At 60.3% G+C, this 21,716-nt stretch carries 20 protein-coding genes; 18 read left to right on the top strand and 2 right to left on the bottom strand.

Features of this window, described 5'->3' with window-relative positions; all coding sequences use genetic code 11:
* Window positions 1–33 precede the first annotated feature (33 nt).
* The 3 genes from ACTWLJ_RS14965 (at window position 34) to ACTWLJ_RS14975 (ending at window position 2,498) form a co-directional block, all read left to right on the top strand.
* Entirely contained in the window at window positions 34–657 is a 624-nt protein-coding gene (locus tag ACTWLJ_RS14965) for a glutathione S-transferase family protein (protein ID WP_445177388.1), read from the top strand.
* Window positions 658–789: 132 nt separating this feature from the next.
* Complete coding sequence (locus tag ACTWLJ_RS14970; protein ID WP_445177389.1) at window positions 790–1,722, top strand: ABC transporter ATP-binding protein; 933 nt, start codon at window positions 790–792, stop codon at window positions 1,720–1,722.
* Window positions 1,719–2,498, top strand: coding sequence for an ABC transporter permease (locus ACTWLJ_RS14975; protein ID WP_401219474.1), 780 nt, complete (start codon window positions 1,719–1,721; stop codon window positions 2,496–2,498). Before ACTWLJ_RS14970 ends, ACTWLJ_RS14975 begins: the two co-directional genes overlap by 4 nt.
* A 150-nt stretch (window positions 2,499–2,648) precedes the next feature.
* Here the strand turns inward: ACTWLJ_RS14975 and ACTWLJ_RS14980 are convergent, their stop codons facing one another.
* Window positions 2,649–3,167, bottom strand: a complete 519-nt coding sequence (locus ACTWLJ_RS14980; RefSeq protein ID WP_401219471.1) for a DUF2062 domain-containing protein — start codon at window positions 3,165–3,167, stop codon at window positions 2,649–2,651.
* A gap of 136 nt (window positions 3,168–3,303) precedes the next feature.
* On the opposite strand from ACTWLJ_RS14980, the gene ACTWLJ_RS14985 reads away from it, so the two are divergent.
* The 12 genes from ACTWLJ_RS14985 (at window position 3,304) to ACTWLJ_RS15040 (ending at window position 14,920) form a co-directional block, all read left to right on the top strand.
* Entirely contained in the window at window positions 3,304–5,535 is a 2,232-nt protein-coding gene (locus ACTWLJ_RS14985; protein WP_445177390.1) for a DNA internalization-related competence protein ComEC/Rec2, read from the top strand.
* A gap of 91 nt (window positions 5,536–5,626) precedes the next feature.
* Window positions 5,627–6,262 carry a MotA/TolQ/ExbB proton channel family protein gene (locus tag ACTWLJ_RS14990; protein ID WP_016771007.1) on the top strand — a complete coding sequence of 212 codons (636 nt, stop codon included), beginning with the start codon at window positions 5,627–5,629 and terminating at the stop codon, window positions 6,260–6,262.
* Window positions 6,259–6,687 (top strand): ExbD/TolR family protein, encoded by a 429-nt coding sequence (locus ACTWLJ_RS14995; protein ID WP_401219465.1) that lies wholly within the window; start codon window positions 6,259–6,261, stop codon window positions 6,685–6,687. Before ACTWLJ_RS14990 ends, ACTWLJ_RS14995 begins: the two co-directional genes overlap by 4 nt.
* Window positions 6,687–7,697, top strand: a complete 1,011-nt coding sequence (gene lpxK, locus ACTWLJ_RS15000; RefSeq protein ID WP_445177391.1) for a tetraacyldisaccharide 4'-kinase — start codon at window positions 6,687–6,689, stop codon at window positions 7,695–7,697. The genes ACTWLJ_RS14995 and lpxK overlap by 1 nt, the downstream gene beginning before the upstream one ends.
* 21 nt (window positions 7,698–7,718) lie before the next feature.
* A complete protein-coding gene (locus ACTWLJ_RS15005) occupies window positions 7,719–7,904 on the top strand; it encodes a Trm112 family protein (RefSeq protein ID WP_003174668.1) in 186 nt (61 codons plus the stop codon).
* Window positions 7,901–8,665, top strand: coding sequence for a 3-deoxy-manno-octulosonate cytidylyltransferase (kdsB, locus tag ACTWLJ_RS15010; RefSeq protein ID WP_445177392.1), 765 nt, complete (start codon window positions 7,901–7,903; stop codon window positions 8,663–8,665). Before ACTWLJ_RS15005 ends, kdsB begins: the two co-directional genes overlap by 4 nt.
* Window positions 8,665–9,129 (top strand): low molecular weight protein-tyrosine-phosphatase, encoded by a 465-nt coding sequence (locus ACTWLJ_RS15015; RefSeq protein ID WP_445177393.1) that lies wholly within the window; start codon window positions 8,665–8,667, stop codon window positions 9,127–9,129. The genes kdsB and ACTWLJ_RS15015 overlap by 1 nt, the downstream gene beginning before the upstream one ends.
* Window positions 9,126–10,145, top strand: a complete 1,020-nt coding sequence (gene murB / locus ACTWLJ_RS15020; RefSeq protein ID WP_445177394.1) for a UDP-N-acetylmuramate dehydrogenase — start codon at window positions 9,126–9,128, stop codon at window positions 10,143–10,145. Before ACTWLJ_RS15015 ends, murB begins: the two co-directional genes overlap by 4 nt.
* 413 nt (window positions 10,146–10,558) lie before the next feature.
* Window positions 10,559–11,029 carry a (2Fe-2S)-binding protein gene (locus ACTWLJ_RS15025; protein WP_445177395.1) on the top strand — a complete coding sequence of 157 codons (471 nt, stop codon included), beginning with the start codon at window positions 10,559–10,561 and terminating at the stop codon, window positions 11,027–11,029.
* Window positions 11,026–13,347 (top strand): molybdopterin cofactor-binding domain-containing protein, encoded by a 2,322-nt coding sequence (locus ACTWLJ_RS15030; RefSeq protein ID WP_445177396.1) that lies wholly within the window; start codon window positions 11,026–11,028, stop codon window positions 13,345–13,347. Before ACTWLJ_RS15025 ends, ACTWLJ_RS15030 begins: the two co-directional genes overlap by 4 nt.
* On the top strand, window positions 13,347–14,327 hold the full coding sequence (locus ACTWLJ_RS15035; RefSeq protein WP_445177397.1) for an XdhC family protein: 981 nt from the start codon (window positions 13,347–13,349) through the stop codon (window positions 14,325–14,327). The genes ACTWLJ_RS15030 and ACTWLJ_RS15035 overlap by 1 nt, the downstream gene beginning before the upstream one ends.
* Entirely contained in the window at window positions 14,324–14,920 is a 597-nt protein-coding gene (locus ACTWLJ_RS15040; protein WP_445177398.1) for a nucleotidyltransferase family protein, read from the top strand. Before ACTWLJ_RS15035 ends, ACTWLJ_RS15040 begins: the two co-directional genes overlap by 4 nt.
* Before the next feature lie 176 nt (window positions 14,921–15,096).
* On the opposite strand, the gene rne is transcribed toward ACTWLJ_RS15040, so the two are convergent.
* On the bottom strand, window positions 15,097–18,351 hold the full coding sequence (gene rne, locus ACTWLJ_RS15045) for a ribonuclease E (RefSeq protein ID WP_445177399.1): 3,255 nt from the start codon (window positions 18,349–18,351) through the stop codon (window positions 15,097–15,099).
* Window positions 18,352–19,050: 699 nt separating this feature from the next.
* Between rne and rluC the strand changes: the two genes are divergently transcribed.
* Genes rluC through sppA form a run of 3 tightly spaced genes read left to right on the top strand, consistent with a single transcriptional unit; the run spans window position 19,051 to window position 21,673 of the window.
* Window positions 19,051–20,010: a 23S rRNA pseudouridine(955/2504/2580) synthase RluC gene (gene rluC, locus ACTWLJ_RS15050; RefSeq protein WP_445177400.1), complete on the top strand. Its 960-nt coding sequence runs from the start codon at window positions 19,051–19,053 to the stop codon at window positions 20,008–20,010.
* Window positions 19,997–20,659, top strand: a complete 663-nt coding sequence (locus ACTWLJ_RS15055; RefSeq protein ID WP_445177401.1) for an HAD-IA family hydrolase — start codon at window positions 19,997–19,999, stop codon at window positions 20,657–20,659. Before rluC ends, ACTWLJ_RS15055 begins: the two co-directional genes overlap by 14 nt.
* A 24-nt stretch (window positions 20,660–20,683) precedes the next feature.
* On the top strand, window positions 20,684–21,673 hold the full coding sequence (gene sppA, locus ACTWLJ_RS15060; protein ID WP_401221489.1) for a signal peptide peptidase SppA: 990 nt from the start codon (window positions 20,684–20,686) through the stop codon (window positions 21,671–21,673).
* Window positions 21,674–21,716 lie beyond the last annotated feature (43 nt).

The following is a 21,716-nucleotide window of genomic DNA, read 5'->3' on the forward strand; positions in this document are numbered from 1 at the left end:
CTGCTCGACCACTTCACTGCAAAAGAGGCGGTCATGCTGAAGATCTGGGGTCGCAAGAATTCGTCGAATGTCAGAAAGCCATTGTGGGCCGCTGAAGAGCTGGGTCTGGCTTACGAGGCGATCGATGCAGGCGGGGCTTTTGGTGTGGTGGACACGCCGCAGTATCGGGCGATGAACCCGAACGGCCGAGTGCCAGTGATCGAAGACGACGGTTTTGTGCTGTGGGAGTCCAACGCCATCGTCCGTTATCTGCTGGCCAAACATGCGGCCAACACCGCGTGGTATCCGACGGATCTGCACACCCGCGCCACGGCCGACAAGTGGATGGACTGGACCACATCGAGTTTTGCCGGCCCTTTCCGCACGGTGTTCTGGGGTGTCTTGCGCACGCCGGCCGAGAAACAGGATTGGGCGGCGATCAACGAAGGTATCAAGGAATGTACGGCGCTGCTGGCGATGGCCGATGAGGCCCTGAGCACTCAACCGTACCTGTCCGGAAGCGAAATCGGCATGGGCGATATTCCGCTGGGCAGTTTCATTTATGCCTGGTTTGAAATGCCTGTCGAGCGCGCTCCGCAGCCGCATCTGGAGGCCTGGTATGCCCGGCTGAAGCAGCGTCCGGCTTATCAAAAAGCAGTCATGACCGCGTTGACTTGATAATAACTATCGACACGCTTGACTGTACTTGTGCGGCGGCGGCAAGCAACATTGCGCCTTGCGCTGCGGTTGTATCCCTCGCCGTCCGCCCACATCTATCCCTTTCCTTCCTTCTTGGTGCGTAAATCAGATATGAGTTCCGCTCTGTCCATCCGGCAGCTAACCAAAACCTACGGCAACGGGTTCCAGGCCTTGAGTGGTATCGATCTGGACGTCGCCGAGGGTGATTTTTTCGCCTTGCTTGGCCCCAACGGTGCCGGCAAATCCACGACCATCGGCATTCTCTCGACCCTGGTGAACAAGACCAGCGGTACGGTGAATATCTTTGGCAATGACCTGGACAAGAACCCCGCAGCGCTCAAGCGCTCGATTGGCGTGGTGCCCCAGGAATTCAACTTCAACCAGTTTGAAAAGACCTTCGACATCGTCGTGACTCAAGCTGGTTACTACGGCATCCCGGCGAAAATCGCCAAGGAACGCGCCGAGCAGTATCTGACCCAGCTCGGGCTGTGGGACAAGCGCGATGTGCCGTCCCGTTCGCTGTCCGGCGGCATGAAGCGCCGGTTGATGATCGCCCGCGCCCTGGTGCATGAACCGCGCCTGCTGATCCTCGACGAACCGACTGCCGGGGTCGATATCGAGCTGCGCCGTTCGATGTGGACGTTCCTCACCGAGCTGAACCAGAAAGGCATCACCATCATCCTCACCACGCATTATCTGGAGGAGGCTGAGCAGTTGTGCCGCAACATCGGGATCATCGACCACGGCACCATTGTCGAAAATACCAGCATGAAACAGCTGCTCGGTCAGCTGCATGTCGAGACCTTCCTGCTCGATCTGAAAAATGATTTGCAGGTCGCGCCGCAATTGCTTGGCTATCCCTCTCGGTTGATCGACAGCCACACGCTGGAAGTGCAGGTCGACAAGTCGATGGGCATCACCGCGCTGTTCACTCAGTTGGCGCAACAGAGCATCGAAGTGCTGAGCCTGCGTAACAAAACCAATCGCCTCGAGGAGCTGTTCGTGTCCCTGGTGGAGAAAAATCTGTCGAAGGTGGCGGTATGAGTTCCGAGTTCCGGCCCAACCTCGTTGCCCTCAACACCATCGTTTACCGCGAGGTCAAACGCTTCACCCGGATCTGGCCGCAGACGCTGCTGCCGCCGGCGATCACCATGGTTCTGTACTTTGTGATCTTCGGTAACCTGATCGGCCGGCAGATCGGCGCCATGGGTGGGTTCACCTACATGGAGTACATCGTGCCGGGGCTGATCATGATGTCGGTGATCACCAACTCCTACGGCAACGTGGTGTCGAGTTTCTTCGGCAGCAAGTTCCAGCGCTCCATCGAAGAACTGATGGTCTCGCCGGTTTCGCCGCACACGATTCTGATCGGCTACACCCTCGGTGGTGTGCTGCGCGGTTTGATGGTCGGGGTGATCGTGACGATTCTGTCGCTGTTTTTCACCGATCTGCAGGTCCATCACCTCGGTGTGACCATTCTGGTGGTGGTGCTGACGGCGACGATCTTCTCGCTGCTGGGCTTCATCAACGCCGTGTTCGCGCGCAACTTCGATGATATTTCGATCATCCCGACGTTTGTGCTGACGCCGCTGACTTACCTCGGCGGGGTGTTCTACTCGATTACCTTGCTGCCGCCGTTCTGGCAGACCGTATCGCTGGCCAACCCGGTGCTGCACATGGTCAATGCCTTCCGCTACGGCATTCTCGGTGTGTCGGATATCCGTATCGGCGTGGCGATCACCTTTATGCTGGTAGCCACCGTGGTGCTGTATGTCGGTTGCACGCGGTTGCTGGTGAGCGGGCGCGGGATGCGTACCTGACGCGATACCGCGTCGCTGCCATCGCTAGCAGGCTAGCTCCCACAGGGATCATCAGAGAGCAAAGATCCTGTGTGGGAGCTAGCCTGCTAGCGATAGCGTCAGCCCAGATACCACAAAAAACGGCCTCCACTGCGGAGGCCGTTTTGCATTTCAGGACTTTCGATTTTTCTTGCGCCGCGTCCATTGCCGCGCCACCCACCAGCGCCAATACAACATCACCAGACAGTAGGACAGGGCGCCCAGCACCAGTCCGCACACCACTGAGCCCAGTAAAAATGGCTGCCACAACGTCGAGAGTTCGCCGCTAATCCATTCCCAGGTCAACGAGTCAGGCAGGGTGCGGGCGGGAACGTCCATCAGCCAGGCGCCGGCCTGATACGTACAGAAGAACACTGCCGGCATAGTGATCGGATTGGTCAGCCACACCAGGCTGACGGCGATTGGCATATTGCCGCGCACGGTGATCGCCAATGCGGCGGCTACCAGCATTTGTGCCGGAATTGGCAGGAATGCGGCGAACATGCCGACAGCCATTGCCCGTGCAACCGAGTGGCGATTGAGGTGCCAGAGGTTCGGGTCATGCAGCAACTTGCCGAGAAAGCGTAAGGATTTGTGTTCCCTGATGCTCGTCGGGTCGGGCATGTAACGTTTGAATAAGCGCCGGGGCATAAGGCTTCTCGGTCGGTTAAGGCGGCAAGTATGTCTGGATTCTACGAACGGCCCATTCAGACTTTGTGACAATTGTTGACTACGCACCTGCTCCGCGCCAGCTATGCCTAGTGACTGGAGTCTCAAGGACGGGCTTATGCGCACAGGGATGATGGCGCTGGCAGCCGGTTTGCTGGCCCCGATGTTTTTGCCGGCCTTGCCGCCGGTCGGGTTGCTGTTGGTATTGCCAGTGGTGGGTTTGATGTTGCTGCCGTTTCGCAGCTATCCGCTGGCGCTTTTGCTGTTTGGTTTCAGTTGGGCCTGTATCAATGCGCAGTGGGCGCTCAATGATCGTCTGGCGCAAGCGCTGGACGGTGAAACCCGTTGGGTCGAGGGACGGGTGGTTGGTTTGCCGCAGAACGCTGATGGCGTGGTGCGCTTCGAATTGGCCGACGCCCGTTCGCGTCACGAAAAACTGCCGTCGCTGATGCGTCTGGCGTGGTACGCCGGGCCACCGGTCAAAAGTGGCGAGCGCTGGCGGCTGGCGGTGAAGTTGAAGCGTCCTGCGGGGCTGCTCAATCCTGACGCGTTCGACTATCAGGCGTGGTTGCTGGCGCAGGGCATCGGCGCCACTGGCACGATCAAGGATGGTCAACGTTTGTCAGAAGCTCGCGGAGCGTGGCGTGACGGCATTCGCCAGCGCCTGCTCGCGGTGGACGCGCAAGGTCGGGCACCCGCGCTGGCGGCGTTGGTGCTGGGCGATGGATCGGGGCTCAGCCGCGAGGACTGGCAGGTGTTGCAGGACACCGGCACCGTGCATCTGCTGGTGATTTCCGGTCAGCACATCGGCTTGTTGGCAGCGGTCATGTATCTGCTGGTCGCCGGGCTGGCGCGTTATGGGTTGTGGCCACTGCGTTTGCCGTGGCTGCCATGGGCCTGTGGACTCGCGTTCGCGGCGGCGCTGGGTTACGGGCTGCTTGCCGGGTTTGATGTGCCGGTGCAGCGGGCTTGCGTGATGGTCGGGCTGGTGCTGCTGTGGCGTCTGCGCTTTCGGCATCTGGGTGCGTGGTGGCCGCTGTTGCTGGCGTTCAATGCGGTGTTGTTGCTGGAGCCGTTGGCCAGTTTGCGTCCGGGACTTTGGCTGTCGTTTGCAGCGGTGGCGGTGTTGATTTTCACCTTCGGCGGACGCCTGGGGGCGTGGCGCTGGTGGCAGACCTGGACGCGGGCACAGTGGTTGATTGCGATTGGTCTTTGCCCGGTGTTGCTGGCGCTGAACCTGCCGATCAGTGTCACAGGGCCGCTGGCGAATTTGTTCGCGGTGCCGTGGGTCAGTCTTGTGGTGTTGCCGCCGGCGTTACTCGGCACTTTGCTGTTGCCGGTGCCTTATGTCGGCGAAGGTTTGTTGTGGTTGGCGGGTGGTTTGATCGACTGGCTGTTTCAAGGGCTGGCCGTTATCGCCGGAACGTGGCCCGCGTGGGTTCCAGCTTCTATTCCATGGTGGGGATTGATGTTGGGCGGTCTCGGGGCGGTTTTATTATTGCTGCCGCGAGGCGTGCCAATGCGGCCGCTTGGCTGGCCACTGTTGCTGATCCTTGTCCTGCCGCCACGGGAACGCTTGGCCGAAGGTCTGGCGGATATCTGGCAACTCGATGTCGGTCAGGGGCTGGCGATTCTGATCCGCACCCGCCATCACACGCTGCTTTACGACGCCGGGCCACGTTTCGGCGAGTTCGATCTAGGCGAGCGAGTGGTGCTCCCAGCCCTGCATAAACTGGGCGTCGAGCGGTTGGACTTGATGCTGCTCAGTCATGCCGACGCCGACCATGCCGGTGGCGCTTTGGCAGTCACACGAGGTTTGCCGGTGACCCGAGTGATCAGCGGCGACCCACCGGGGCTGCCAGCAGAGCTGAACGCCGAAATCTGTGAAAGTGATCGGCAATGGCAGTGGGATGGCGTCCATTTCCAGCTGTGGCAATGGGCCGACGCCCATGACAGCAACCAACGCTCCTGCGTGTTGCAGATCGAGGCCAATGGCGAGCGCTTCCTGCTGACCGGAGATATCGACACGGCCGCCGAGCGGGTCTTGCTCGACAGCGCACTGGCGACCCCGACGCAATGGCTGCAAGCCCCGCACCACGGCAGTCGCAGTTCCTCTTCGATGGCGCTGCTCAAGGCCCTGAAGCCCGAAGCGGTGCTGATTTCCCGGGGGCAGGGCAATTCGTTCGGCCATCCACACCCGACGGTCATTGCGCGTTATCGCAAACAAGGGCTGCGCATCTACGACAGCGCGAAGCACGGCGCCATTCATCTGCAATTGGGCACATTCAAACCGCCGCTGACGATGCGTCAACAGCGGCGATTCTGGCGTGATCCACCTGAGCCCTACTAAACGTTGACCACGATCACGGTCGTCGGAGCGACGGGTCTTTATCAGCAACCGGTATGGTAAAGTGGCGCACTTTTTCGAGGGGGCTTTCACTGTGTGGGAATTGGTCAAATCCGGCGGCTGGATGATGTTGCCGATCATTCTGAGTTCCATCGCTGCCATGGCGATTGTTGCCGAACGCCTGTGGACCCTGCGCGCCAGTCGTGTGACCCCGGAACATCTGCTGGGTCAGGTCTGGGTCTGGATCAAGGACAAGCAACTCAATAAAGAAAAACTCAAGGAATTGCGCGCCAACTCGCCGCTGGGTGAAATCCTCGCCGCTGGTCTGGCCAACTCCAAACATGGTCGCGAGATCATGAAAGAGTGCATCGAAGAGGCCGCCGCGCGGGTAATTCACGAGCTCGAACGCTATATCAATGCGCTCGGCACCATCGCCGCCATGGCTCCGCTGCTGGGTTTGCTCGGTACGGTGCTGGGCATGATCGATATTTTCAGTGCCTTTACCGGTTCCGGCATGACCACCAACGCCTCGGTACTGGCGGGCGGTATTTCCAAAGCGCTGATCACCACCGCTGCGGGCCTGATGGTCGGTATTCCGGCCGTGTTCTTCCACCGTTTCCTGCAACGCCGCATCGATGAACTGGTGGTGGGCATGGAGCAGGAAGCGATCAAACTGGTCGAAGTGGTGCAGGGCGACCGTGACGTCGATCTGGCCGAGGGCAAAGCGTGAAATTCCGTCGCAAACCTCGGGAAACAGTGGATATCAACCTCGCGTCGTTGATCGACGTGGTGTTTATCCTGCTGTTGTTTTTCGTCGTGACCACCACCTTCACCCGCGAAACCCAGTTGCGCGTCGACTTGCCGGAAGCGGTCAGCGGCTCTCCGGCTGAAGACCAGCAGGTCAAGCAACTGGATGTCGCGATCAACGCCGAAGGTGTGTTCTCGGTGAATAACAAGATTCTGCCGAAGAACGATCTGGCAACGTTGATGGAAGCCATGCAGAAAGAATCCAATGGCGACACCAACATGCCGCTGTCGATCAGTGCCGACGGCAAGACTCAGCATCAATCAGTGATCACCGCCATGGATGCGGCCGGCAAGCTCGGTTTCAGCCATCTGCGCATGACCACGGTCGAGGCGGCGCCAAAATCCTGATGAGCCTGTCCGATCGTTTGCTCGCCGCGTGGTATCAGGGGCATCCGGCCCTGACACTGCTGCGGCCGCTGGAAGCCCTGTACCGGCGCGTGGTAGTCGGCAAGCGTCAGCGTTTTCTCGACGGTGAAGGTGAGATCTACCAGCCGCCAGTGCCGCTGATCGTGGTCGGCAACATCACCGTTGGCGGCACCGGCAAGACCCCGATGATTCTCTGGCTGATCGAACACTGCCGCCGCAGCGGTTTGCGTGTGGGCGTGGTCAGTCGGGGTTACGGCGCCAAACCGCCGCAGTTGCCGTGGCGAGTCGAGGCAGAGCAAAGTGCTGACATCGCTGGCGACGAACCGCTGCTGATCGTGCAACGCACCGGTGTGCCGCTGATGATCGACCCTGATCGCAGCGCCGCTGTCAGAGCCTTGCTGGAAAGCGAACCGCTGGACCTGATCCTCTCCGACGACGGCATGCAGCATTACCGGCTGGCGCGGGATCTGGAACTGGTGCTGATCGATGCCGCCCGTGGCCTGGGCAACAAACGTTGTTTGCCCGCCGGGCCGTTGCGCGAGCCGATCGAGCGTCTGCAAAGCGTCGACGGTGTGCTGTTCAACGGTGCCACCGAAGATCGCGAGGCAGGTTTTGCCTTCCATCTGCAACCGACTGCGCTGGTCAATCTGCGCAGCGGCGAGCGCATGCCGCTTGAGCACTTTCCTGCCGGTCAGGCCGTGCATGCGGTCGCCGGGATCGGCAATCCGCAACGTTTCTTCAATACCCTCGAAGCGCTAGACTGGCGCGCAGTCCCCCATGCGTTCGCCGACCACGCTGAATACAGCGTGCAGGCTTTGAATTTTACGCCGTCATTGCCGTTGGTGATGACCGAAAAGGACGCGGTGAAGTGCCGCGCCTTTGCTGCTGCCGACTGGTGGTATCTGGCGGTCGATGCCGTGCCGTCGCCGGCCTTCGTGGCCTGGTTCGACACACAATTGATGCGCCTGTTGCCGGATCGGCTTTTGCCTTAACTCTTTATCCAGGGAATGTTCATGGACACCAAACTACTCGACATCCTCGCGTGCCCTATCTGCAAAGGCCCGCTCAAGCTCAGCGCCGACAAGACCGAACTGATCAGCAAGGGCGCCGGCCTGGCTTACCCAATCCGCGACGGCATTCCAGTAATGCTCGAAAGCGAAGCCCGTACCCTGACCACCGACGAGCGTCTGGATAAATGACCACCGCCTTCACCGTTGTCATCCCGTCGCGTTTCGCCTCGACCCGTTTGCCGGGCAAACCACTGCTGTTGATCGCCGGCAAGCCGATGATCCAGCACGTTTGGGAGCAGGCGTGCAAAAGCAGCGCCAGCCGTGTGGTGGTCGCGACTGACGATGCGCGCATCGTCGAGGCCTGCAACGGTTTTGGCGCCGAAGTGGTGCTGACCCGTGAAGACCATAATTCCGGTACTGACCGTCTGGCCGAAGTTGCGGCGAAACTGGGTCTGGCGCCTGATGCCATCGTGGTCAACGTGCAGGGCGACGAACCGCTGATCCCGCCGAGCGTGATCGATCAGGTTGCCGCTAACCTTGCGGCCCACACCGACGCGCGCATGGCCACTCTGGCCGAGCCGATTGAAGATGTGGGAACCCTGTTCAATCCCAACGTGGTCAAGGTGGTCAGCGACCTCAATGGTCTGGCGCTGACGTTCAGTCGGGCGACCTTGCCATGGGCTCGCGATGCCTTCGCCAAGAGCCGCGAGCAATTGCCGGAAGGCGTGCCGTATCGCCGCCACATCGGCATCTATGCCTATCGCGCCGGTTTCCTGCATGACTTCGTCAGTTGGGGCCCGTGCTGGCTGGAAAACACCGAATCTCTCGAGCAGTTGCGTGCCCTGTGGCATGGCGTGCGGATTCACGTGGCCGATGCGCTGATCGCTCCGCCGACCGGGGTCGACACCATCGAAGACCTCGAGCGCGTTCGTCGCCTGCTGGAGGCCTGATGCGCGTTTTGTTTGTGTGCCTGGGCAACATCTGCCGCTCGCCCACCGCTGAAGGCGTGTTGCGCCACAAGTTGCGCGAAGCGGGGCTGGCCGTTCAGGTAGAAGTCGCTTCGGCGGGCACCGGTGACTGGCACGTCGGCAATCCACCGGACAAGCGCAGTCAGGCTGCGGCCAAACTGCGCGGTTATGACCTGTCGGCGCAACGCGCGCAGCAGGTCAGTCGCGCCGATTTCGCCAGTTACGACCTGATTCTGGCGATGGACAACAGCAACCTGCGCAACCTCAAGGCGCTGCAACCGTCCACCGGCAAGGCTGAACTGGATCTGTTCCTGCGCCGCTATGCCGGTCTGGTGGATGAAGTGCCGGACCCGTATTACGACGGTGACCAAGGCTTTGAGCAGGTGCTGGATCTGATCGAAAACGCCTGCGATCAACTGGTGATCGAAGTGAAGGGGCGGTTATGAGTTTGCAGGTGCAACCACAGGTTTCCCTGAAACCGTTCAACAGTTTTGGCGTAGACGTTCGTGCGCAGCTGTTTGCCGAAGCGCACAGCGACGCTGATGTGCGCGAAGCGCTGGCTTATGCCGTTGCCCATAGCGTGCCGCTGTTGGTGATCGGCGGCGGCAGCAACTTGCTGCTGACGGCGGATATTTCAGCGCTGGTGCTGCGCATGGCCACGCGTGGTATCCGCGTGATCAGCGATGACGGCAACCGTGTGCAGATCGAAGCCGAGGCCGGTGAGCCGTGGCATCCGTTTGTGCAACATACCTTGGCACTGGGTCTGGCGGGGCTGGAAAACCTCAGCCTGATTCCCGGCACCGTCGGCGCTGCGCCGATGCAGAACATCGGTGCCTACGGCGTCGAGATCAAGGATGTGTTCGCCGGGCTGACCGCGCTGGATCGTCAGACGGGTGAGCTGCGTGATTTCACTCTGGAAGAATGCAACTTCGCCTACCGTGACAGCCTGTTCAAACAGCATCCGGGGCGATGGCTGATTCTGCGGGTGCGCTTCAATCTTGATCGCGCCGCTCATCTGCATCTGGAATACGGCCCGGTGCGTCAGCGCCTGACCGAGCAAGGCATCGAGCAGCCGACACCGACTGACGTCAGCCGGGCGATCTGCAGCATCCGCAGCGAAAAACTGCCGGACCCGGCGGTGCTGGGCAATGCCGGCAGCTTCTTCAAAAATCCGCTGGTATCGGCGGCGCTGGTTGAGCAGATCAAAGCGCAACACCCGGATCTGGTGGCCTACGCGCAACCGGATGGGCAGATGAAACTGGCCGCAGGCTGGCTGATTGAACGCGCCGGCTGGAAGGGTTTCCGCGACGCGGATGCCGGCGTACATAAATTGCAGGCTCTGGTGCTGGTAAATTACGGCACGGCGACCGGTCTGCAATTGTTCGATCTGGCGCAACGTATCCAGAAAGACATTGCAGAACGTTTCAATGTCGAGCTGGAAATGGAGCCCAACCGCTATTGAAGCTACGCTTTCACAAGCGCCATCCAAAGCCTTGCACTGATCAAAAAGTGCAGGGCTTTTTTGTTAACGCTGGGTTAACTTAGCGAGCTAACGATACCAGTCATTTGCTCCACCAAAGGCCCGGTGCAGACGTCCGCGTCGACACAAGAGAGCCCATGGCCGAATGCAGGTCAGTAAGCGCTGAAACCTGTGGCGAGGGAGCTTGCTCCCGCTGGGGCGCGAAGCGGTCCTTCTTTTAAAAGAAAGGCCTGCTGCGCAGTCCAGCGGGAGCAAGCTCCCTCGCCACAGGGAAAATGTCGCGTTCCACTGATGTGCATTGGCCCATTAGCCTGAGTCGATCTGCGTGAAACCACCGCTGATGTTCGGCGGCAGATTGCTCGACCCCATAACCGAACCTCTATGCGGGCGTGCCCATGATTACCCTGAAACTCAATGGCCAGGACCATCAACTGGACGTCACCGAGGACATGCCGCTGCTCTGGGCAATCCGCGATGTCGCCGGTTACAACGGCACCAAATTCGGCTGCGGCATGGGCCTGTGCGGCGCTTGCACCATTCATATCGACGGCTTGCCGGCACGCAGTTGCATCACGCCGATCGGCTCGGTGGTCGGGCAGAGCGTGAGCACCATCGACAACCTGCACTCTGACCCTGTCGGGCAAGTCGTCCAGCAAGCCTGGCTCGACACCGCCGTGGCTCAGTGCGGTTTCTGTCAGGGCGGGCAAATCATGTCCGCCACCGCGTTGCTCAAAACCAATCCGAACCCGAGCGATGAGCAGATCGAAGAAGCGATGGTCGGCAATATTTGCCGCTGTGGTACTTACAACCGAATCAAGACCGCCATTCGCCAGGCTTCCACCCATCTGAAGGAGGCCAAGGCATGAGCCGTTTGCCGAATGACTTTGCCCTGAGCAACCTCAGTCGCCGGGGTTTCCTCAAAGGTGCCGGGGCTACTGGCGCGCTGGTGCTGGCCGCGAGCTGGGGCTGGCAGGATGCATTCGCCGATGACAAGCCGAAGAAGTTCGGCGCCGATGGCATGCCCAACGGCTGGATCGACGATCCCAAGGTTTATGTGAGCATCGCCACTGACGGCACGGTGACCGTGGTCTGCAACCGTTCGGAAATGGGCCAGGGCGTGCGCACCAGCCTGACGATGGTGGTTGCTGACGAGCTCGAGGCCGACTGGGCCCGGGTCAAAGTGCAACAGGCACCGGGTGATGAAGTGCGCTTCGGTAACCAGGACACCGACGGTTCGCGCAGCATGCGTCACTGGTACGAGCCGATGCGTCGTTGTGGCGCCGCCGCCCGGAGCATGCTCGAACAAGCCGCTGCCGAACAGTGGAAAGTCCCGGTCGCCGAATGCCATGCGCAACTGCACAAAGTCCTGCACAAACCTTCTGGCCGTGAACTCGGCTATGGCGAACTGGCCGCAGCCGCTAGCGCTCTGGCAGTGCCGGCGCGTGACAGCCTGAAACTCAAGCAACCTTCGGAATTTCGCTACATCGGCAAGGAAGGCACCAAAGCCATCGACGGTGCCGACATCGTCAACGGTCGTGCGGTGTACGGCGCAGACGTGCACTTCGACGGCATGCTGTTCGCCACCATTGCCCGCCCGGCGGTGTACGGCGGCAAGGTCAAATCACTGGATGACAGCGCCGCGCTGAAAGTCCCCGGCGTACTTAAAGTGCTGCAGATCGAAAGTCGTCCATTGCCTTCGGAGTTTCAGCCGTTGGGCGGCGTGGCCGTGATTGCCAGCAATACCTGGGCGGCGATCAAGGGCCGCGAGGCGCTGAAAATCGAATGGGACGATGGCCCGAATGCCAGTTACGACTCGATTGCCTATCGCAAGGAACTGGAAGCTGCCTCGCTGAAACCCGGCAAAGTGGTGCGCAATACCGGCGATATTGACAAGGCCGTGAGCGGCGCTGCGAGCACACTCGAAGCCTCGTATTATTTACCGCATCTGGCTCAGGCGCCGATGGAACCGATGGTCGCGATTGCCCGTTACAAGGACGGCGTCTGCGAAGCCTGGGCGCCGAGTCAGGCGCCGCAGGTAACTCGTGAGCGAATAGCGGAACGCCTCGGGCTGCCGTTCGATAACGTCACCTTTAATGTAACGCTGCTCGGCGGTGGTTTCGGACGCAAGTCCAAACCGGACTTTGTCGTTGAGGCCGCCATTCTTGCCAAGGAATTTCCCGGCAAGGCCGTGCGTGTGCAATGGACCCGTGAAGACGACATCCACAACTCGTATTTCCATACGGTTTCCGCTGAATACCTGAAGGCCGCACTGAACAAGGACGGTCTGCCGTCCGGCTGGCTGCATCGCACGGTGGCGCCAAGCATCACCGCGCTGTTCGCTCCGGGCATGAATCACGAAGCCGCGTTCGAGCTGGGCATGGGCTTCACCAACATGGCGTACGCGATTCCCAATGTGCGTCTGGAAAACCCTGAAGCTACGGTGCACACGCGGGTCGGCTGGTATCGCTCGGTGTCGAACATCCCGCACGGTTTTGCGATCCAGAGCTTTGTCGATGAGCTGGCGCACAAGGCTGGCGAAGATCCGCTGAAGTATCAGATCAAACTGCTCGGCCCGGATCGGCAGATCGACCCGCGTACCTTGAGCGAAGAGTGGAACTACGGCGAATCGCCCGAGCGTTATCCAATCGACACCGGCCGGATGCGCACCGTGCTGGAAACGGCGGCCAAGGCTGCCGGTTGGGGCCGCAAGTTGCCAAAGGGGCGCGGCCTGGGTCTGGCGGTGCATTACAGCTTCGTCACGTATGTGGCGGCGGTGATCGAAGTCGAGGTCAAGGACGACGGCACGTTGATCGTACACAAGGCTGATATCGCCGTGGACTGCGGGCCGCAGATCAACCCGGAGCGTATCCGTTCGCAGTTCGAAGGTGCTTGCGTCATGGGCCTGGGCAACGCCGTGCTGGGTGAAATCAGCTTCAAGGACGGCAAAGTGCAGCAGGACAACTTCCATATGTACGAGGTGGCGCGCATGTCGCTGGCACCGAAGGAAGTCGCGGTGCATCTGGTGACGCCGCCGGGTGATGTGCCGTTGGGTGGCGTCGGTGAGCCGGGCGTGCCACCGATTGCGCCGGCGCTGTGTAATGCAATCTTCGCCGCGACCGGTCAGCGCATCCGTAATCTGCCGGTGCGTTACCAGTTGCAGGGCTGGCAGAAGGCACAAGCCTGATGGACAGCGTCGATCTCAATGTCCTGCGCAGCGTGCTCGAATGGCGCCGCGCCGGGCAGCGGGTGGTGCTGTTCAGCGTGGTGCAGACCTGGGGCACCGCGCCGCGAGCGCCCGGGGCAATGCTCGCCTTGCGTGAGGATGGCGTGGTGATTGGCTCGGTGTCCGGCGGTTGTGTCGAGGACGATTTGATCGCTCGTTTGCACGACGGGCGAATCACCAGCGACGGGCCGCCCGTGCAAATGATCACCTATGGCGTGACACGGGAAGAAGCGGCACGTTTTGGTTTGCCCTGCGGCGGAACATTGCGTCTGACCGAAGAGCGGATCGGTGATCCAGACTGGGTCGCCGAGCTGTTGGCTCGCTGCGAAAACCATGAAATCGTCGCCCGTGAACTGGATGTCGAAACCGGCAAGGTGCTTCTGTCTGCCGCTGGCAAGACCGATTCGCTGAGCTTCGACGGCAAGACCTTGCGTGCCATTTACGGCCCGCGCTGGCGCTTGCTGTTGATCGGCGCCGGGCAGTTGTCGCGTTATGTGGCGGACATGGCGCGGCTGCTGGATTTCGAAGTGTTGATCTGTGATCCGCGCACCGAGTTTGTCTATGGCTGGGAAGAACATCACGGCCGTTTTGTCCCGGGCATGCCGGATGAAGCGGTGCTGAATATCCAGACCGATGAACGCACGGCGATTGTCGCGCTGACCCACGATCCACGTCTGGACGACATGGCGTTGCTGACGGCGCTGGATTCCAGGGCGTTTTACGTAGGTGCGCTCGGTTCGCGGATCAACAGCCAGAAGCGTCGGGAAAATCTGCTTGAGCTAGGCTTGTCGCAACAAGCCATTGATCGTTTGCACGGGCCGATTGGTTTGCATATCGGCAGCCATTCTCCGGCGGAAATAGCCTTGTCGCTGCTGGCGGAAATCGTCGCGATCAAGAACGGCGTCGAGCTGAAACAGAAGAAAACCGCGGAGGGCGTATGAGCCGATCCATTGGCGTGATTGTGCTGGCGGCGGGCGAGGGCAGCCGCTTTCGTCAGGTGGCCGGTGCCGACAAGGACAAGCTGCTCGCCGATTGCACCGGGCGTGACGGCGCGCTGCGTTCGGTGATCGAGCAGACGCTGGTGAATCTGCCGGCAGCACTGGATAAGCGTGTACTGGTCACCACCGAAGCACGACCGCAGGCGATGCGTATGGGGCAGGCTTATGGCTGCGACATCGTGTCGATTGAATCGACCGGCATGGGCGACAGCATTGCGGCGGGTGTCGCGGCGTGTGCGGATGTTGATGGCTGGTTGATTGTGCTCGGCGACATGCCGTTTATTTTGCCTTCGACGATTGAGCGGATTGTTGCGGCAATGGCCGATGATGCGGTGAGTGTGCCGGTGCAGGATGGTGAGTTCGGGCATCCGGTGGGGTTTGGTAGATCATTCGGGCCGGGGCTGATGGCGTTGTCCGGTGATCGTGGGGCCAGGCCGTTGTTCAAGCAGGGGCGGGTGGTTGAGGTAGAGGTGGATGATCCCGGGGTGCTGTGGGATATCGATGTGCCTGAATCTCTGATATTTCCCCAATCCTGAACCTTGCTCAGACCCCGTGTAGGAGCGAGCCTGCTCGCGATAGCGTTGTGTCAGTTGCTACAGAGGTAAGCTGACCCACCGCTATCGCGAGCAGGCTCACTCCCACAGAGAAATTTAAGACATAAAAAAGCCCCGCCAGGTTTTCACCGGGCGGGGCTTTTTATTGGCTTTTGGAATCAGACGAGAGGTTTAGGCTCGTGCTGTTTTTCCTGCGCCTCTTGGTGATGCTCGACCGCGTCCTGAACGGAGCGTGGTGCTTCGGCGATCACCGACTCAACCACGGCCTCTTCAGTAACCGAAGCGGATGCTTCAACCACTTCAGCAACCGGAGCCGCAGTGGCAGCCAGTTCGGCTTCCTTCTGCAGACGCTCTTCTTCACGCTTGCGGCGACGCACTTCACGCGGGTCGTTCGGCGCACGGCCGTTGGCTGCCAGAGCGCTGGCCGGAGCGGCTTCAACCACTGGGGTTTCGGCAACCACTGGCGCTTCAACTACCGGAGCTTCGACCGCTGGAGCTTCAACCACCGGAGCTTCAACGACTGGCGCTGGAGCAGGTTCGGCAGCAGCAACCACTGGCTCGGAGACCATGGCGGGTGCAACTTCGGCTTCAGCGACAGGTGCTGGAGCTTCAGCGGCGGCCGGCTCGGCATGCCAGTTGAACGTGGTTTGTTCTTCGCGAACTTCACGCACGGTCTCGGTCACGGTTTCAGCCACGATTTCAGCGGCTGGCTCAGCTACCACGACAGGCGCTTCGGCAACAAAGGCCGGCGCTTCAACCTGAGGCAGGGTTTCCTGAACCGGTGCGACTTCAACTTCCGGAGCGGCGAAGGTTTCTACCGGAGTAGTCGCTTCAACCACTGGCGCTTCTACTGGAGCAGTTTCCAGAGTGGCGGCAGTAGCGCGTTCGGCTTGCTCGTGGGCTTGAGCTTCGGCTGGAGCGCTGATCACGGTGCTGGCAACGGCTGCGGTAACAGCCAGACCGGCGGCCAGTTCGGCAGTGCTCGGCGCTTCGTTTTCGCCAGCTTCGGATTCTTCCGAACCTTCGATCACGTTGCCGTTGGCATCACGCTGACGCTCACGACGGTTGCTGCGACGACGCTGACCGCGGGAGCGACGACGTGGACGATCGCCTTCGGCGCCTTCCTGACCATCGTCTGCCAATTGCTCTTCGTTGCTGAGCACTTCTTCTTCAGCGACGGCAGCAGCGGCTTGTTCGGCGCGCGGTTGACGCTCTTCACGCGGAGGACGTGGAGCACGTTCTTCACGCGGCTGACGGGCCGGACGCTCTTCAGTGGTGGCAGCGACAGCGGCAGCAGCGGCCGGAGCAGCGTCCAGTGGCTCGCGCAGTTCACGTACGCGTTCTTCACGCTCGCCACGAGGCTTGCGGTCTTCACGCGGAGCACGTGGTGCACGTTCTTCACGAGGAGCGCGTGGTGCGCGTTCTTCGCGGGCTACCGGAGCTTCTTCACGGGCTTCACGTGGTTCGCGAACTTCACGCGGCTCACGGACTTCGCGAGGTTGACGCTCTTCGCGTGGTTCGCGTGGCGCGCGTTCTTCACGAGGGGCACGTTCTTCGCGCGGCTTGCGTTCTTCATCGCGGCGACCGTTACGGTTGCGGCTCTGTTGACGACCGTTGCGACGCTCTTCGTTGCGGGCCGGACGTTCGCTGGCAGGTTTTTCAACCACAACCGGAGCGGCTGGCTCTTCTTTGGTAGCGAACAGGCTGACCAGCGACTTCACCAGGCCTTTGAACAGGCTTGGCTCTGGCGCGGCAACTGGCGCTGGTGCCGGTACGGCAGCAGCGGCCACTTCGGTCGGGACCGGAGCGTTGGCGCGAGCTGGAGCAGTCTTGACCGCGGCTTCCTGGCGAACCAGGGTGCGGGTCGCAGCGGCTGGCTGGACTTCTTCGACTTCGGCAGCGGCAGCAGCGATCTCGTAGCTGGACTGGTTGGTCGCGGCTTCCGGGCTGTCATCACGCAGACGCTGAACTTCGAAGTGCGGCGTTTCGAGGTGATCGTTCGGCAGAATGACGATGCGTGCGCGGGTGCGCAGTTCGATCTTGGTGATCGAGTTGCGTTTTTCGTTGAGCAGGAACGCGGCAACCGGAATCGGCACTTGAGCGCGGACTTCGGCGGTGCGGTCTTTCAGGGCTTCTTCTTCGATCAGACGCAGGATCGCCAGCGACAGCGATTCAACGTCACGGATGATGCCGGTGCCGTTGCAACGCGGGCAAACGATGCCGCTGCTTTCGCCGAGCGATGGACGCAGGCGCTGACGGGACATTTCCAGCAGGCCGAAGCGCGAGATGCGGCCGATCTGCACGCGAGCGCGGTCGGCTTCCAGGCATTCGCGGACTTTCTCTTCCACGGCGCGCTGGTTCTTGGCAGGGGTCATGTCGATGAAGTCGATGACGATCAGGCCGCCGATGTCGCGCAGGCGCAACTGACGGGCGATTTCTTCGGCAGCTTCAAGGTTGGTCTGCAGAGCGGTTTCTTCGATGTCGCTGCCTTTGGTGGCGCGCGCCGAGTTGATGTCGATGGACACCAGGGCTTCGGTCGGATCGATAACGATGGAGCCGCCGGAAGGCAGTTCAACAACGCGCTGGAAAGCGGTCTCGATCTGGCTTTCGATCTGGAAACGGTTGAACAGCGGAACGCTGTCTTCGTATAGCTTGATCTTGCTGGCGTACTGCGGCATCACCTGGCGGATGAAAGTCAGGGCTTCGTCCTGAGCTTCAACGCTGTCGATCAGCACTTCGCCGATGTCCTGGCGCAGGTAATCGCGGATGGCGCGGATGATCACGTTGCTTTCCTGGTAGATCAGGAATGGCGCAGAGCGATCCAGCGAGGCTTCTTTGATAGCGGTCCAGAGTTGCAGCAGGTAGTCGAGGTCCCACTGCATTTCTTCGCTGCTGCGGCCCAGGCCGGCAGTGCGCACGATCAGACCCATGTCGGCAGGTGCGACCAGACCGTTCAGCGCTTCACGCAGTTCGTTGCGCTCTTCGCCTTCGATGCGACGGGAGATACCGCCGGCACGCGGGTTGTTCGGCATCAGCACGAGGTAACGACCGGCCAGGCTGATGAAGGTGGTCAGGGCTGCGCCCTTGTTGCCACGTTCTTCTTTTTCGACCTGAACGATGACTTCCTGGCCTTCGCTCAGGACGTCCTTGATGTTGACGCGGCCTTCAGGCGCTTTCTTGAAGTATTCGCGGGAGATTTCTTTGAGGGGCAGGAAGCCGTGGCGCTCAGAGCCGAAATCGACAAAGGCAGCCTCAAGGCTTGGTTCGATGCGAGTAATCCGGCCTTTGTAGATGTTGGCCTTCTTCTGCTCGCGTGCACCGGATTCGATGTCCAGGTCGTAGAGGCGTTGGCCATCTACCAGTGCAACACGCAACTCTTCGGGTTGAGTTGCGTTAATCAGCATTCTTTTCATGTAGTACCGTCGGTTTCCGGGCTGCCGGAAACGGCGTTCGGCACACACGACTTCTCACGGTCGGTGTCAGGTGCGTCGGGAGTGGTTGGCCAATCCCGTGTCCGGCGATGTCCGGCCAATTGGGCCGTTATCGCGACGTACGCGTCCTGCTTGCTGTGGCTACTTAAGCACTCAGTCAGGAGGAGGAATCAACCGGCGGCTGTGGACGAGATGAAGCGTCTTGATAAAGCCTATTGCTACACAGTCCAGCGGTTGTGCATCTCCACCCTACACGTATCCCTGATAATTCGGGTGCTGCCGCGCGCAGAATCCGCAGCGGGTTGGCATTTACCGTGAGCTCCGAAAGGGGAGGTCACGCATCATGGCTAATTTAGGCGGTGTTTCCGAAGCCTTCGCTCGGGGTCATTCACAGCTGACTGCACTTTGTGAACTGGCCTTGAATGTGTGCCTGCCAAGCGAGTAAAAACTCTGCCGGGCGGTGTAATTCAGGCCTCATGTCACCTGCGCTTGTTACAACTGAAAACTCCACCGTTACGTAGCGAAAGCCCCGTAGGACGGCCTCGCGTCCTGGTGAATTGCGTTGGTCAGGGCCGGTTTTTGACCGTGGTTCCGCTGTCCAGGCCGCTTTTGGCGGCGTTCGCGACTATAGCAGCAATGATTAAGTGCTTCAATTCCATAAAAATTGTTATCATCCGCGGCATGACAACTACTGCCCCTTCGACTCCAGGCGTTCAACTGCTTGAGGTCTCGCCGGAATATGCCGGCCAACGAATCGACAATTTCCTCCTCGCCCGGCTCAAGGGCGTGCCCAAGACCTTGATTTACCGCATTTTGCGTAAAGGCGAAGTGCGTGTGAACAAAGGTCGGATCAAGCCCGAATACAAGCTGCAGGCCGGCGATATCGTGCGCGTGCCGCCGGTTCGCGTGCCTGAGCGTGACGAGCCGGTGCCGCTTGCGCAGGGTCTTTTGCAGCGCCTGGAAGCGTCGATTGTCCACGAAGATAAAGCGCTGATCGTGATCAACAAGCCCGCAGGCATTGCGGTTCACGGCGGTAGCGGCCTGAATTTCGGTGTGATCGAAGCCTTTCGTCAGTTGCGTCCGGATACCAAAGAGCTGGAACTGGTGCATCGCCTCGACCGCGATACCTCCGGTCTGCTGATGATCGCGAAAAAACGCAGCATGCTCCGTCACTTGCACGAGCAACTGCGCGGCGACGGCATCGACAAGCGCTACATGGCGCTGGTGCGTGGCAACTGGGCAACCTCGATCAAGCAAGTCCGTGCGCCGTTGCTCAAGAGCAATCTGCGCTCCGGCGAGCGCATGGTCGAAGTCAACGAAGAAGGCAAAGAGGCGCTGACCCTATTCAAGGTGCTGCGCCGTTTCGGCGACTTTGCGACCATGGTCGAGGCCAAGCCTGTGACTGGCCGCACCCACCAGATTCGCGTGCACACCCTGCACGCCGGGCATTGCATTGCCGGCGACAGCAAGTACGGCGACGACGATTTCACCAAGGAAATCCGCGATCTGGGCGGCAAGCGTCTGTTCCTGCACGCTTACATGCTGACCGTGCCGCTGCCTGATGGTGGGAAACTCACCTTGCAGGCGCCGGTAGACGAAATGTGGGCCAAGACTGTGGAGCGCCTGAGTGCAGCACCCTGATTACAAACTGCTGATTTTCGATTGGGATGGCACCCTCGCGGATTCCATTGGGCGGATCGTCGAGGCGATGCATTCCGCGTCCGGGCGCTCCGGTTTCGAGTTGCGCGATGATTTTGCTGTGAAAGGCATCATCGGCCTGGGTTTGCCCGAGGCGATCCGCACCTTGTATCCGCAAATCAGCGATGCCGAGATGGTCGCGTTCCGTGAATATTATGCGGATCACTACATCGCTGCCGAAGCTGTGCCTTCGCCGTTGTTCGAAGGCGTTGTCGAGTCGATGGCGTCCTTTCGCGAGGACGGTTATCACTTGGCTGTGGCGACCGGCAAGAATCGTCGCGGACTGGATCGGGTACTCAAGGCCAATGGCTGGGAAAGTTATTTCGATATCACCCGTGCCGCCGACGAGACTGCCAGCAAGCCGCACCCGCTGATGCTGGAAGAAATTCTCGCGCATTGCGGCGTACGTCCCGAGCAGGCGTTGATGGTCGGTGACTCGTCCTTCGATCTGCAGATGGCGCGCAACGCCGGCATGGGCTCGGTGGCCGTCAGTTACGGCGCGCAATCGATCGAGGCGTTGAAGCTGTTCGAGCCACGCCTGTCGATTGATCGTTTTTCCGAATTGCACGCTTGGCTGGGGCAGCAGGCTTAATACGTTTTTGCTGGGGTGGATGGCATGACCGATGAATGGAAAGCACCGGATAAGGCAAGTGCCGACGACGGTGATCAGAAAAGCTGGAAGCTGTTGGAAAAGACCCTGCTGGCGGGCGTGCAGGAGCAGCGTCGTTCGCGGCGTTGGGGGATTTTTTTCAAGCTGCTGACCTTTGTTTATCTGTTTGTTGCGTTGATTCTGTTCACGCCGCTGATGGACATGGAAAAGAGCGCTACCCGCGGCCCCAACTACACCGCGTTGATCGACGTGACTGGCGTGATCGCCGACAAGGAGCCGGCCAGCGCCGACAACATCGTCGGCAGTCTGCGTGCGGCGTTCGAAGACAAGAAGGTCAAGGGCGTGGTCCTGCGGATCAACAGTCCGGGCGGGAGTCCGGTGCAGTCGGGTTACGTCTATGACGAGATCAAACGTCTGCGTGGTCTGCATCCTGACACCAAGGTGTATGCGGTGATTTCCGATCTCGGTGCGTCCGGTGCGTATTACATCGCCAGTGCGGCGGATCAGATCTATGCCGACAAGGCGAGTCTGGTTGGCTCGATTGGCGTGACGGCGGCCGGTTATGGCTTTGTCGGCACCATGGAGAAGCTGGGTGTCGAGCGTCGTACCTACACGTCCGGCGAGCACAAGTCGTTCCTTGATCCGTTCCAGCCGCAAAAACCTGAAGAAACCGCGTTCTGGCAGAGCGTGCTGGATACCACGCATCAGCAGTTCATCAACAGCGTGAAGAAGGGGCGTGGTGATCGTCTGAAGGACAAGGAACATCCGGAGCTGTTCTCCGGTCTGGTCTGGTCTGGCGAGCAGGCGCTGCCGTTGGGTTTGATCGATGGGCTGGGGAATGCCAGTTCGGTGGCGCGTGATGTGATCGGCGAGAAGGAAATGGTCGACTTCACTGTTCAGGAGTCGCCGTTCGATCGCTTCTCGAAGAAGCTTGGCGCCAGTGTTGCTGAGCAATTGGCGATGTGGATGGGTTTCCACGGGCCTTCGTTGCGTTAATTTGTTGTAAAGATCAAAAGATCGCAGCCTGCGGCAGCTCCTG

It is taken from the genome of Pseudomonas sp. McL0111, from assembly GCF_052567255.1.